Consider the following 12588-nt stretch of genomic DNA (forward strand, 5'->3'; position numbering starts at 1 on the left):
CTGATAATTGCCGTTTGTTCGTTTTTCTCCGCCCCGCTATCGTGGCTGCACTGTTAACAAACAAGGAGAAAACAGTATGAAACACGGAATTAAAGCACTGCTTATTACGCTTTCTTTAACCTGCGCGGGCATGGCCCATAGCGCGCTGGCGGCGACGCCTGTCGCAAAAAATGCAGCGGTGGAAACAAAAGCGGATACGCCTTCTTCATCCTCCGCCAAAGCGGCATTACCTGCTAAAGCCAGCGATGATGAAGGTACCAGGGTAAGCATTAATACCGCGTCTGCGGAGGATCTGGCGCGGGTGATGAACGGCGTTGGGCTGAAAAAAGCGCAGGCTATTGTGAGCTATCGGGAGGAGTATGGTCCTTTTAAAACGGTGGATGATTTAAAGCAGGTGCCGGGAATGGGAAGCGCGCTGGTGGAGCGTAATCTGGCAGTTTTAACATTGTAATCACTTGCACAGTGGCCAAAATTTGCCAGACTGTAGAGGTCATACCAGTTATGACCTCTGTACTTGTCGTTTACTTATAACAACAACGTAAGGTTATTGCGCTATGCAAACACAAATCAAAGTTCGTGGATATCATCTTGATGTTTATCAACATGTTAATAATGCCCGCTATCTGGAGTTTCTGGAAGAGGCCCGTTGGGATGGTCTGGAAAACAGCGACAGCTTTCAGTGGATGACGGCCCGCAATATTGCCTTTGTGGTGGTAAACATCAATATAAATTACCGTCGCCCGGCGGTATTGAGCGATCTATTGACCGTGACCAGCCAGGTACAACAGCTTAACGGTAAAAGCGGCGTATTAAGCCAGACGATTACGCTGGAGCCAGAAGGGCAGGTGGTGGCCGATGCGCTCATCACGTTTGTTTGTATTGATTTAAAAACGCAAAAAGCGCTGCCGCTGGAAGGCGAATTGCGTGAAAAGCTGGAACAGATGGTGCAATAACGCTTCGCAGTCTGATGGCGTTGAACTTGTCCGGCCTGGCGATATTGACCATGGTGCATATCGCCAGGCACGGATAAGGTGCGTGCGCCGCCATCCGGCAAAACAATCACCTTAACCCGGTTTTTTGCTTCATTGCCGCCATCACCGCCGCTTTATTCGACAGATAATGATTCAGGCCGTTAGCGCGCAGATTACAGGCTGCGCAATGACCACAGCCATCGCCTTTAATGCCGTTATAGCAGGTCAGCGTCTCTTCGCGAACCAAATCCAGTTGGCCCCAATAATCGGCCAGCGCCCAGGTTTCAGCTTTATCAATCCACATTAAGGGCGTTTCGAAACGGATATCTTTCGCCATGCCCAGATTCACCGCGTGATTCAGCGCTTTGACGAACTCATCGCGACAGTCTGGATAGCCGGAAAAATCGGTCTCGCAAACGCCGGTGATCACCGCTTCGGCTTTGACCTGATAAGCGTAAATCGCCGCCAGCGTCAGAAAGAGAATATTGCGTCCCGGTACGAAAGTATTGGGGATACCGTCAGCGTTCGGTTCATAGTCCGGCACCGGAATGCTATCCCGCGTCAGGCTGCTGACCGCCAGTTCGTTCAGCAAAGTGACATCCAGCACTTTATGCGCGCGTGCGCCAAGTTTTAACGCCAGTGCGCGCGCGACATCAATCTCTGCGCGGTGGCGCTGACCATAATCAAACGTGACACAATGCACTTCATCATACTGATGCCGCGCTTGCGCCAGACAAGTGGTGGAGTCCTGACCTCCACTAAATACAACAACGGCGCGTTTCATAGTTATCCTGATCAATGACGAAAACCAATATGGTAACGCGTACGGATAATCCCGACCAGCTTCTTCACGGCGAAGGCGGCGGAAGCCAGGCTTCGCTAAATTCAAACCAGCCGCGAGGGGTGAGTCGAACGCCGTTAACGCCCGGTGGGGCGCTGATGCGATAGTGATAATTAAATAGTGGCGTAAGTGTGGCGTCATCCATCAGGTTGGCAAAAACTTGTTGTAGCGCGGCGCGGCGATCTTTTTCATTGGGCTGAATTTGCAGAGCGTCAAGCGTAGCCTGCAGATGGGAAAACGCAGGCGCGTCAAGGACATGCGGCCAGATCTGATCGCAACGTAGCCACTGCTCCAGCGTATATTCCGGCGCTTCGCCGATCAGCCTGTCGCCCATCATCAGATCCGCTTGCGCCAACGCAGGGCAGTTATCCCAGTTTTTGGCATTATGAAAAATCAACGTTAACTCACAGCCGAGCGTCGCCAGGTAATGTCGAAGCTGTTCCGCCATCGTATGCAGCTCTACGGGAAGGTGATACGCCAGGGTAAGTTTTTTCGGCAATGGCGTTTCATCAACGTCCTGCCATTGCGGGATTGTCCAGCCGGGTAGCAGCCCCTGACTTGGCATAATCAAGTTCTCATCTACCGGTAAGGTTTTCAGCAGCGAAGTATGATGGATAATATGTATCAGACGCCGCGCCTGCTGTACGTTGAGCCGTGAGCCCTTTTTGAGGGTTAAATAACAAAAGCCAAGACTGATACCACTACTTACCTGACTCAGCGTCGCCAGCTCTTCCGGTTTGCCGATGGCAATCTGCACCGGATGGCGGCAACTGGTGCCCAGATCCTGGGCAAACAGTTGCGGGGTGATCCAGAATTCAATCGCTTTCAGCAGCGGATGGCTGAGGTGATAATGGTCATGACTTTCCAGACGCACCAGTTCCGGCGTGAACAACGCCAGGCGAAAAGGACCGGTGCCGATAAGCGGCAGGTCAGGATGCGCCAGACCGCTACAATAGCTCGCCAGACGATGCGCCAGCCAGTAATCAGGTCGGTGAAGGAGAAAGGTCAGGCACTGAGGATGCGTTACTTCGATCCGTGCGACGCTAATAAACAATTTGCTTAGCGCCGGTAGGGTAAGCAGCCTTTCCAGGCGTTCGTGTAGCTGCGCGGTATCCACCGCATCGCCATTATGCCAGTGCAGCGTGGAGCGAATATAAAAATCCCAGCGTAAACCGTCGGCGGAAACCTTCCAGTGATGCGCCAAATCCCCGCAAGGATATTGGCTATCGCGGTCGAAGCGCGTTAACCCGGAAAAAACTTGCCCTGCGAGATGCTGTTCCGCGCGTCCTGGCAGAAAACCCGGCTGCAGCGGATCAAGCGGACGATAGTAGGGAATACGCAATGTCGGCGTATCGTTTTGCCATTGGCCGCCCATAAAAGGCTGGAGCATCGCCCGTAACTCGCCCGGCGCCAGCTGCGCCAGTTCCAGTACGTTGAGCTGCTGCCCTTTTTCCAGCGCCTGTTCCATCATGGCGGTGCGGAGCGATTCCGGCGTGACCAGAAACTGGAGCCGTCCACGTTTCCCGCGCCCGGACTGCGCCTCCCATCTTAGCCAACCTGCCTGCTGGGCCTGACGCAGCAGCGTTCGCAGATGGCGCTCGCTACAAAAACAGCGTTCGGCCAGTTCGCTAACGGTGACATGTTGCGTTTCCCCGGCGGAAGGCTGCCAGAGGCGTTGATATTGATTAAGCCGATTCAGTAGCCTCATAGAAACCCGGAACACTTCCTTTTATCTGTTCACTATTACTTCCGTATATCTCAGGTAATACTGAACAACAAGTTAACCGCGTCACAGTGTGGAGAAAGAGATGGCCCGTCTGGCAGCATTTGATATGGATGGCACGTTATTAATGCCCGATCACCATTTGGGTAGAGAAACGATCGCCACGCTGTCGCGTCTGCGCGAACGCGATATCACTCTGACATTCGCTACGGGTCGTCACGTGCTGGAGATGCGGCATATTCTGGGGACGCTTTCACTGGATGCTTATCTTGTTACCGGTAACGGGACGCGAATTCACTCGCTGGAAGGCGACGTGCTGCATCGTCAGGATCTCGATCCTCAGGTTGCCGATACGGTGATGCACCATGCCTGGGATACCCGAGCCAGTATGCATGTGTTTAATGACAACGGCTGGTTTACAGGCCAGGAGATCCCCGCGCTACTCCAGGCGCACGTCTACAGCGGCTTTCGTTATCAGGTTATCGATATAAAAAGTATTCCGGCCCATCAGGTGACGAAGATCTGTTTTTGCGGCGATCATGACGATCTGATCCGTTTGCGCATTCAGCTCAATGAGGCGCTGGAAGAACGCGCTCACCTCTGTTTCTCTGCCGTCGACTGCCTGGAAGTGCTACCGCTGGGGTGCAATAAAGGATCGGCGCTGGCGGTATTGAGCAACCATTTAGGGCTTTCACTGGCAGATTGCATGGCGTTTGGCGACGCGATGAACGATCGGGAAATGCTGGGCAGCGTCGGGCGGGGGCTCATTATGGGCAATGCCATGCCGCAGCTTATCGCCGCGCTGCCACACCTTTCGGTTATCGGACATTGTGGTAATCAAGCGGTATCACACTTTTTGACGCATTGGCTGGACAATCCGCATCTACCTTATTCCCCCGAATGAGAGATCTCTTCCAGCAAGCCAGACATTCAGTCTGGCTTTTTTTTGGTTTTTAGTCGCCGGTAAGTAATTTTGCGATGGCCGCTGACCACGGCGTCAAATCGCCGATATGGTCGCTAACCCAGGACGGATGGTAATAGCTATCCAGATAGCGATCGCCGCTATCGCACAATAACGTCACGATAGCGCCGGTTTCTCCAGCCTCGCGCATCCGGGCCGCAAGCTGCAGAGCTCCCCACATATTCGTGCCGGTAGAGGCGCCGACTTTACGGCCTAGCTGCGTTTCCAGCCAGTGTGCGGTGGCAACGCTGGCGGCGTCCGGCACGCGCAGCATCTCATCCACGACATCCGGAATAAAAGAAGGCTCTACTCGCGGACGACCAATTCCTTCAATTTTACTGCCCACCGGGCTGCGTAATGAAGCGTCGCGATCCTGCCAGTAAGGTAAAAAGACGGAATTTTCCGGATCCACCACCATGAGCTGAGTATCATAGCCCTGGCAGCGAATATAGCGCCCAATCGTCGCAGAGGTTCCGCCCGTTCCGGCGCTCATGACGATAAATCGCGGTACTGGATGGGGTTCGTTGCGCATCTGGCGGAAAATACTGTCGGCAATATTATTGTTGCCCCGCCAGTCGGTAGCTCGTTCTGCGTAGGTAAACTGGTCCATATAGTGACCGTTCAGTTCATGCGCCAGCCGCTCGGAGGCGGCATAAATTTCGCAGGCGCTCTCCACAAAATGACAGTGGCCGCCGTAAAATTGAATCTGTTCGATTTTACGTTTTGCGGTACAGGCGGGCATGACGGCGATGAACGGCAGTCCCAGTAAACGCGCGAACCAGGCTTCGGAAATCGCCGTTGAGCCTGATGACGCTTCAATAATCGGAGTGCCTTCTTTAATCCAGCCATTGCACAGCCCATAAAGGAACAGCGAGCGCGCCAGACGATGCTTGAGGCTACCGGTGGGATGCGTGCTTTCGTCTTTCAGGTAAAGCTGGATACCTGGAAATGCCGACAGGGGCAAACGAATAAGATGCGTATCCGCCGAGCGCTGGTGGTCAGCGTTAATTTCATTAATGGCATTTTTAACCCAATTGCTACTCATCATTAATATCCATTTATCATTTTGTGCCAAGAGTAGCGAAAAGTACGGAAAAAATTGTTGCTATTTGACCTTTAAATTACAATGTAAGGAGAAAAATATTCTCTATGGAGTGGGTATGTTAGATAAAATTGACCGTAAGCTGCTTTGCTTATTGCAGCAGGATTGTACCCTCTCTTTGCAGGCGCTGGCGGATGCCGTTAATCTGACGACAACGCCTTGCTGGAAGCGGCTTAAACGCCTGGAAGATGACGGTATCCTGCTTGGCAGGGTCGCGCTGCTGGACCCGGAAAAACTGGGGCTGGGGTTAACCGCTTTTGTGTTGATAAAAACGCAGCACCACAGCAGTGAATGGTACTGTCGGTTCGTGACCGTCGTCTCTGAGATGCCGGAAGTGCTTGGCTTCTGGCGGATGGCGGGGGAATACGACTATCTGATGCGAGTTCAGGTGGCCGACATGAAGCGGTATGACGACTTCTATAAACGTCTGGTCAATAGCGTCCCAGGACTGTCAGACGTCACCTCCAGTTTTGCGATGGAACAGATTAAGTACACCACCTCTCTGCCCATTGAATAATTCTCCCGGTATTGCCGGAAATCATATCAGGAAATAACGCGTGCGATTATTTGCTCAATTAAGCTGGTACTTTCGCCGGGAATGGCGTCGCTATCTTGGCGCGGTGGCCCTGCTTATGCTTATTGCGATGCTTCAGCTGATCCCGCCCAAAGTGGTGGGGATTGTCGTGGATGGCGTAACCGCACAGCATTTTACTCCAGGCCGAATAGCGATGTGGATTGGCACCATTGCCCTGATCGCCGTAGTGGTCTATTTGTTGCGCTATGTCTGGCGCGTGCTGCTATTTGGCGCTTCTTATCAATTAGCCGTCGAACTGCGTGAAGATTATTATCGCCAGCTGAGTCGTCAGCATCCCGAATTTTATCAGCGCCATCGGACGGGCGATCTGATCGCGCGTGCGACGAATGATGTGGATCGCGTCGTATTTGCGGCGGGCGAGGGCGTTCTGACGCTGGTTGACTCGCTGGTAATGGGCTGCGCGGTACTGATTGTCATGTCGACGCAAATTAGCTGGCAGCTAACGCTATTAGCGCTGTTGCCGATGCCGATTATGGCGCTGATGATCAAACGTTACGGCGATCGGCTGCATGATTATTTCAAACTGGCGCAGGCCGCCTTCTCCAGCCTGAACGACCGCACGCAGGAGAGTCTGACCAGCATCCGCATGATCAAAGCGTTTGGTCTGGAGGACCGCCAGTCTTCGCTGTTTGCGGCGGATGCCGAAGATACCGGCAAGAAAAATATGCGCGTGGCGCGTATTGACGCGCGTTTTGATCCAACCATTTACATCGCCATTGGCATGGCGAACCTGCTCGCGATTAGCGGCGGAAGCTGGATGGTGGTTAACGGCAGCCTGACGCTGGGCGAACTCACCAGCTTTATGATGTATCTGGGGTTGATGATTTGGCCGATGCTGGCGCTGGCCTGGATGTTTAATATCGTGGAGCGGGGTAGCGCCGCATACAGCCGCATCCGCGCCATGCTGGCGGAAGCGCCGGTAGTTAAGGATGGCGAAGAGTCGGTCCCGGCGGGGCGCGGCGAACTGACGGCGGCCATTCGTGAGTTTTGCTATCCGCAAACGACGCATCCGGCGCTGGAGAATGTGAACTTTCGTCTTAAACCGGGTCAGATGCTGGGGATATGCGGTCCGACCGGCGCGGGGAAAAGCACAATATTGTCGCTTATCCAGCGCCATTTTGATGTGACGCAGGGAGAGATCCGATTCCATGACATGCCGTTGACGCATCTGCAGCTGGATAGCTGGCGTAGCCGACTGGCGGTCGTCAGCCAGACGCCGTTTTTGTTCTCGGACTCTATTGCCAATAATATTGCGCTCGGACGCCCGGAGGCGACTCAGGAGGAGATTGAACAGGTGGCGCGTTTAGCCAGCGTACATGAGGATATTCTCCGTTTGCCTCAGGGCTACGACACGCAGGTAGGTGAACGTGGCGTCATGTTATCGGGAGGGCAAAAACAGCGTATCTCGATTGCCAGAGCGCTGCTGTTGAATGCGGAAATTCTGCTTCTTGATGATGCGCTCTCAGCAGTAGATGGCCGCACGGAGCATCAGATTTTGCATAATTTGCGCCAGTGGGGCGAAGGGCGTACGGTCATCATCAGCGCGCATCGTTTATCCGCGCTGACCGACGCCAATGAAATTATCGTTATGCAACATGGTCATGTTGTTCAGCGCGGCGATCACGATCAACTGGCGCAGCAGATTGGCTGGTATCGCGATATGTATCGCTATCAGCAACTGGAGGCCGCTCTGGATGACGCGCCGGAACGCGGCGAGGAGGCGGTGAATGCGTAGTTTTGGACAGCTATGGCCGACGCTGAAACGGTTGCTGGCGTATGGCTCGCCATGGCGAAAACCGCTCTCTGTCGCGGTGATGATGCTGTGGATTGCGGCGGCGGCGGAGGTTAGCGGTCCGCTGCTGATCAGCTATTTCATTGATAACATGGTGGCCCGCCACCATTTACCGTTGGGCAAGGTCGCGGGGCTGGCGGCCGCCTATGTGGGGCTACAGTTTCTGGCGGCGGGTCTGCATTACGCCCAGTCTTTATTATTTAACCGGGCGGCCGTTGGCGTGGTTCAGTCCTTGCGCACGGACGTCATGGATGCCGCCTTGCGCCAGCCGCTAAGCGCCTTCGACACGCAGCCTGTCGGACAATTAATTTCACGCGTGACCAACGATACGGAAGTCATCCGCGATCTGTACGTCACGGTTGTCGCGACGGTATTACGTAGCGCGGCGTTGATCGGCGCCATGCTGGTCGCCATGTTCAGCCTTGACTGGCGGATGGCGCTGGTGGCGATTTTGATTTTTCCGGCGGTATTGACCGTGATGGTCATTTATCAGCGCTACAGTACGCCGATTGTACGCCGCGTGCGGGCATACCTGGCGGATATTAACGACGGCTTTAACGAAATCATCAACGGGATGAGCGTAATCCAGCAGTTTCGCCAGCAGGCGCGCTTCGGCGAACGCATGGGCGAGGCCAGCCGCTCGCACTACATGGCGCGGATGCAGACACTACGCTTAGACGGCTTTTTATTGCGTCCGCTGCTTAGCCTCTTTTCTGCGCTCATTTTGTGCGGTCTGTTGATGCTTTTCAGCTTTACGTCTGCCGGCACGATTGAGGTCGGAGTGCTGTATGCGTTCATTAGCTATTTGTCACGTCTGAACGAGCCGCTCATTGAACTGACCACCCAGCAATCCATGCTACAGCAGGCGGTTGTGGCGGGAGAACGTGTTTTTGAACTGATGGATCGCCCGCGCCAGCGCTATGGCAGCGATGACAGGCCGTTACAAAGCGGGGCGATTGATATTGATCATCTGTCGTTTGCTTACCGCGACGATAATCTTGTTTTACAGGACATTACGCTCTCAGTACCGTCCCGTAGCTTTGTGGCGCTGGTGGGGCACACCGGCAGCGGGAAGAGCACGCTCGCCAGCTTATTAATGGGGTATTACCCCCTGACACAAGGCGAAATTCGGCTGGATGGGCGAGAGATCTCCTCTCTTAATCATCGCGTTTTACGCCAGGGCGTGGCGATGGTTCAACAGGACCCGGTAGTGATGGCGGATACCTTTCTGGCTAATGTGACGCTGGGGCGCGATGTCTCCGAGGCGCAGGTGTGGCAGGCGCTGGAAACGGTACAACTGGCAGATCTGGCGCGCGGCTTGAGCGACGGGCTGCATACGCATCTCGGCGAGCAGGGAAATACGCTGTCCGTCGGGCAAAAACAGCTATTGGCGCTGGCACGCGTGCTGGTTGACGCCCCGCAAATATTAATTCTTGATGAAGCGACGGCCAGCATCGATTCCGGCACTGAGCAGGCGATACAGCAGGCGCTGGCGGCGATTCGCGAGCGCACCACGCTGGTGGTTATTGCCCATCGGCTATCGACAATCGTGGAGGCGGATACCATTCTGGTTCTCCATCGCGGCCAGGCGGTGGAGCGCGGGACGCATCAACAATTGCTGGCGGCGCAAGGGCGCTACTGGCAAATGTATCAATTACAGTTAGTTGGCGAGGGGTTAGCCGCCAGCGTACACGAAGAACCCGGCCCTGCGGCGTAAGGTTTGGCGCCACAGGGCAAAACCTCGCCCATCATGCACCGTCGTGGTGCGTTTTTCTTTCCCTGCTTCGATTTTGGGGCGCGTCAATATAAAGACGCGCCGCTAACCGCGCTTTTCCTCGCTCGCCAGCTTCTGGCACATCCTTTGCAATATCCATTCTGAAGAGTCCATGCGCGGCGGCAGCCGTTACCTAATTCTGACTGGAGGGTTCTATGAAGCTGGTTACCGTAATTATCAAACCGTTCAAGCTGGAGGACGTGCGGGAGGCGCTTTCTTCCATTGGCATTCAGGGACTGACCGTCACCGAAGTGAAAGGGTTTGGCCGTCAGAAAGGACACGCCGAACTGTATCGCGGCGCGGAGTACAGCGTGAATTTCCTGCCGAAGGTCAAAATTGATGTGGCTATCGCCGACGACCAACTGGAAGAGGTGATCGATATCATCAGTAAAGCGGCTTACACCGGAAAAATTGGCGACGGCAAAATTTTCGTCGCGGAGCTCATGCGCGTTATTCGGATTCGTACCGGCGAAGCTGACGAAGCAGCGCTGTAAGACCCGCCACACAGCAACAGGAAATGAAAAAATGAAGATAGCGATGATAAAAACCACACTGGCTTCACTGGCGCTGCTGCCTGGGCTAACGATAGCCGCGCCGGCGGTTGCCGATAAAGCGGATAGTGCTTTTATGATGATTTGCACCGCGCTGGTGCTGTTCATGACGATACCGGGTATCGCGCTGTTTTACGGCGGATTAATTCGCGCCAAGAACGTGCTGTCAATGTTAACGCAAGTGACCGTCACCTTTGCGCTGGTCTGTATTTTATGGGTGGTGTACGGCTATTCGCTGGCTTTTGGCGAAGGGAATCATTTCTTCGGTAATGCTGATGGAGCGATGTTGAAGAATATCGCGTTGACGGCGGTAACGGGTACGATTTATCAGTATATTCATGTCGCGTTTCAGGGATCTTTCGCCTGTATTACCGTCGGGCTGATTGTCGGCGCGCTGGCGGAGCGTATTCGTTTTTCGGCGGTACTGATTTTTGTCGTGGTGTGGTTCACGCTCTCTTATATCCCGATTGCGCACATGGTGTGGGGCGGCGGCCTGCTGGCTGCTCACGGCGCGCTGGATTTTGCCGGTGGTACGGTGGTGCATATTAACGCCGCTATCGCCGGGCTGGTGGGGGCTTATTTAATTGGCAAACGCGTCGGCTTTGGGAAAGAAGCATTTAAACCCCATAACCTGCCGATGGTCTTTACCGGTACTGCGATTCTATATATCGGCTGGTTTGGATTTAACGCGGGTTCTGCGGGGAGCGCAAACGAGATAGCAGCGCTGGCCTTTGTGAACACCGTGGTGGCGACCGCCGCCGCGATTCTGGGGTGGATTATCGGCGAGTGGACGCTACGCGGTAAGCCTTCCCTGCTGGGAGCGTGTTCCGGCGCGATTGCCGGTCTGGTCGGCGTGACGCCAGCCTGTGGCTATGTTGGCGTTGGCGGCGCGCTGGTTATCGGCGTTATTGCGGGTCTGGCGGGATTGTGGGGAGTCACCATGCTTAAACGTCTGCTACGGGTAGATGATCCGTGCGACGTATTTGGCGTTCACGGCGTTTGCGGAATAGTCGGCTGTATCCTGACCGGCGTTTTTGCCGCCAGTTCGCTGGGCGGCGTTGGCTTTGTCGACGGCGTTACGATGGGACATCAGGTGATGGTACAGCTGGAAAGTATTGCTATTACGGTCGTCTGGTCCGGCGTTGTCGCGTTTGTTGGTTACAAACTGGCGGATATCCTTGTTGGACTGCGTGTACCGGAAGAGCAGGAGCGCGAGGGGCTGGATGTGAACAGTCACGGCGAGAATGCGTATAACGCGTGATTGCGCAACATGCCTGATGGCGCTGCGCTTATCCAGTTTACCGTAGGCCGGATAAGCGCAGCGTCATCAGGCCATTAACGCCGCATAGCGGCATGTTTTTTAATTGTGATTACGCATTACCCCTTCCTGCACGGTTGAAGCGACCAGCGCGCCATCCTGAGTATAAAACTCGCCGCGAACAAAGCCCCGGGCGCTGGAGGCGGAAGTGCTCTCTACGCTATAAAGTAGCCATTCATTAAAATTGAACGGGCGATGGAACCACATAGAGTGATCGATAGTGGCGATCTGAATGCCCTTTTCCAGAAAACCGATGCCGTGAGGCTGAAGCGCGACGGGAAGGAAATTCAGGTCAGAGGCATATCCCAGTAAATATTGATGGACGCGAATGTCATCCGGAACGGTGCCGTTGGCGCGAATCCATACCTGACGCACAGGCGCGGCGACGTGACCTTTCAACGGATTGTGAAATTCGACGGGACGAATTTCCAGCGGGCGATCGCAGAGAAACTTTTCTTTCAGAATCGGCGGCAGTAAATGCGCCAGCGATTGCGCGATTTCCGTTTCTGACGGTAGTCCTTCCGGCCCGACTGCTGTCGGCATGGTTTTTTGATGTTCAAAACCCGGTTCCGGCGCCTGGAATGAGGCGGTCATGTAAAAGATGGGTTTCCCGTTCTGAATTGCGGCAACGCGGCGGGCGCTGAAGCTGTTCCCATCGCGCAGCACTTCTACGTCATAGATAATGGGTTTTTGGCTATCGCCCGGCCGCAGAAAATAACTGTGGAATGAATGCACCAGTCGTGCTTCCGGCACCGTTTCTTTGGCGGCATAGAGTGCCTGGCCCACCACCTGACCGCCAAATACCTGGCGCAGCCCTAAGTCTTCACTTTGGCCCCGAAAGAGTCCTTCTTCAATTTTTTCCAGATTCAATAATGTCAGCAAATTATTCAGTGTCTGACTCATACATACTCTCCAGGTGACAACGATGCCGAAGCGAGGTAGGGCAGAGTATAACGCAAT

At 54.4% G+C, this 12588-nt stretch carries 12 protein-coding genes; 8 read left to right on the top strand and 4 right to left on the bottom strand.

Features of this window, described 5'->3' with window-relative positions:
* Positions 1 to 76: 76 nt before the first annotated feature.
* Positions 77 to 451, top strand: coding sequence for a helix-hairpin-helix domain-containing protein (locus ABVN44_RS04750; RefSeq protein WP_000680322.1), 375 nt, complete (start codon positions 77 to 79; stop codon positions 449 to 451).
* Between the two features lie 103 nt (positions 452 to 554).
* A complete protein-coding gene (fadM, locus tag ABVN44_RS04755; RefSeq protein ID WP_001194543.1) occupies positions 555 to 953 on the top strand; it encodes a long-chain acyl-CoA thioesterase FadM in 399 nt (132 codons plus the stop codon).
* A gap of 106 nt (positions 954 to 1059) precedes the next feature.
* Here the strand turns inward: fadM and queC are convergent, their stop codons facing one another.
* Entirely contained in the window at positions 1060 to 1755 is a 696-nt protein-coding gene (queC, locus tag ABVN44_RS04760; protein ID WP_000817201.1) for a 7-cyano-7-deazaguanine synthase QueC, read from the bottom strand.
* A 64-nt stretch (positions 1756 to 1819) separates the two neighbouring features.
* Positions 1820 to 3520 (bottom strand): SgrR family transcriptional regulator, encoded by a 1701-nt coding sequence (locus ABVN44_RS04765; protein ID WP_001238174.1) that lies wholly within the window; start codon positions 3518 to 3520, stop codon positions 1820 to 1822.
* Between the two features lie 100 nt (positions 3521 to 3620).
* Between ABVN44_RS04765 and cof the strand changes: the two genes are divergently transcribed.
* Positions 3621 to 4439, top strand: coding sequence for an HMP-PP phosphatase (gene cof / locus ABVN44_RS04770; protein WP_023231712.1), 819 nt, complete (start codon positions 3621 to 3623; stop codon positions 4437 to 4439).
* Between the two features lie 49 nt (positions 4440 to 4488).
* On the opposite strand, the gene cdsH is transcribed toward cof, so the two are convergent.
* Complete coding sequence (gene cdsH, locus ABVN44_RS04775; protein WP_072103664.1) at positions 4489 to 5544, bottom strand: cysteine desulfhydrase; 1056 nt, start codon at positions 5542 to 5544, stop codon at positions 4489 to 4491.
* A gap of 112 nt (positions 5545 to 5656) precedes the next feature.
* Between cdsH and decR the strand changes: the two genes are divergently transcribed.
* From decR to amtB, 5 genes are all read left to right on the top strand, one after another.
* Positions 5657 to 6115 (top strand): DNA-binding transcriptional regulator DecR, encoded by a 459-nt coding sequence (gene decR, locus ABVN44_RS04780; RefSeq protein WP_000884593.1) that lies wholly within the window; start codon positions 5657 to 5659, stop codon positions 6113 to 6115.
* Between the two features lie 40 nt (positions 6116 to 6155).
* Positions 6156 to 7928, top strand: coding sequence for a SmdA family multidrug ABC transporter permease/ATP-binding protein (locus tag ABVN44_RS04785; protein WP_023231710.1), 1773 nt, complete (start codon positions 6156 to 6158; stop codon positions 7926 to 7928).
* Entirely contained in the window at positions 7921 to 9702 is a 1782-nt protein-coding gene (locus tag ABVN44_RS04790) for a SmdB family multidrug efflux ABC transporter permease/ATP-binding protein (RefSeq protein ID WP_023231709.1), read from the top strand. Before ABVN44_RS04785 ends, ABVN44_RS04790 begins: the two co-directional genes overlap by 8 nt.
* Before the next feature lie 212 nt (positions 9703 to 9914).
* Positions 9915 to 10253, top strand: coding sequence for a P-II family nitrogen regulator (gene glnK / locus ABVN44_RS04795; RefSeq protein WP_000780341.1), 339 nt, complete (start codon positions 9915 to 9917; stop codon positions 10251 to 10253).
* A 31-nt stretch (positions 10254 to 10284) separates the two neighbouring features.
* Complete coding sequence (amtB, locus tag ABVN44_RS04800; RefSeq protein ID WP_000684912.1) at positions 10285 to 11571, top strand: ammonium transporter AmtB; 1287 nt, start codon at positions 10285 to 10287, stop codon at positions 11569 to 11571.
* A 99-nt stretch (positions 11572 to 11670) separates the two neighbouring features.
* Here amtB and tesB read toward each other — a convergent pair whose 3' ends face one another.
* Complete coding sequence (gene tesB / locus ABVN44_RS04805; protein ID WP_000084176.1) at positions 11671 to 12531, bottom strand: acyl-CoA thioesterase II; 861 nt, start codon at positions 12529 to 12531, stop codon at positions 11671 to 11673.
* Positions 12532 to 12588 lie beyond the last annotated feature (57 nt).

It is taken from the genome of Salmonella sp. SJTUF15570 (genome assembly GCF_043357055.1).
In the GTDB taxonomy this organism is placed as follows: Bacteria; Pseudomonadota; Gammaproteobacteria; order Enterobacterales; family Enterobacteriaceae; genus Salmonella; species Salmonella enterica.